Genomic DNA, 1,192 nt, shown 5'->3' on the forward strand with positions numbered 1-1,192 from the left:
GAGATCGGCCGTGGTCTGGAAGTGATCGAGTTCGCCTGCGGCATCCCGTCCCTGCTCAAGGGTGACTACTCGGACCAGGTCTCCACCGGCATTGATGTGTTTTCCTTCCGTGAATCCCTGGGCGTGGTTGCCGGTATTACCCCGTTCAACTTCCCGGTGATGGTGCCGTTGTGGATGGCTCCGATGGCGATCGCGACCGGTAACGCGTTCATCCTCAAACCCTCCGAGCGCGACCCGTCCGCACCGATGTTGCTCGCGAAGCTGTGGAAGGCCGCCGGTCTGCCTGATGGGGTGTTCCAGGTCCTGCACGGCGGGAAGGAAACCGTTGACGGGCTCCTGACGCACCCGGACGTGGACGGCATTTCCTTTGTTGGCTCGACCCCGATTGCGCAGTACGTCCACGAAACCGCCACGAAGCACGGCAAGCGGGTCCAGGCCCTGGGCGGGGCGAAGAACCACGCGATCGTGCTTCCGGACGCTGACCTGGACAACGCAGCTGACCACCTCGCCGCCGCGGCGTTCGGTTCCGCGGGGGAGCGGTGCATGGCGATCTCCGTCGCTGTCGCTGTCGGGGACGCGGCTGATTTGCTGGTGAAGAAGGTCCAGGAACGTGCCCTGGCCGTGAAGGTCAACAACGGCACAGTGCCCGGTGCGGAGATGGGTCCGGTCATCACCCCGGCCTCCAAGGAACGCATCGAACGGATCGTCACCGAAGCAGAGCAGGCCGGCGCTGCCATGGTGGTGGACGGCCGCGACCTCGTCGTCCCCGGCCACGAGGAGGGTTTCTGGGTTGGCCCCACCGTGATCGATCAGGTCAGCACCGAAATGAGCGCGTACACGGAGGAGATCTTCGGGCCCGTGCTGGTGGTGGTCCGCGTGGACACCCTCGAGGAGGGCATCGCGCTGATCAATGCCAACCCGTACGGCAACGGCACCGCGATCTTCACCTCCTCCGGCGCCGCAGCCCGGACGTTCCAGCGCTCCGTGACCGTGGGCATGGTCGGCATCAACGTGCCCCTGCCCGTTCCGGTGGCTTACCACTCCTTCGGCGGCTGGAAGAACTCCCTCTTCGGCGACAAACACATCTATGGCCCCGAAGGCGTGTCCTTCTACACCCGCGGCAAAGTCATCACCTCCCGCTGGCCCGAACCCACCCACGCCTCCGGCGCCTCCTACAACTTCCCCTCCAACT

The 1,192-nt window shown here is 65.3% G+C and carries 1 protein-coding gene; it reads left to right on the plus strand.

Annotated features, from left to right (window positions below):
• A partial coding sequence (locus ACFX4T_RS25595) for a CoA-acylating methylmalonate-semialdehyde dehydrogenase (RefSeq protein WP_377655229.1) occupies window positions 1–1,192 on the plus strand: 1,192 nt, incomplete at both ends.

This window comes from Paenarthrobacter sp. YIM B13468, from assembly GCF_042788025.1.
GTDB classification, from domain to species: domain Bacteria; phylum Actinomycetota; class Actinomycetes; order Actinomycetales; family Micrococcaceae; genus Arthrobacter; species Arthrobacter aromaticivorans.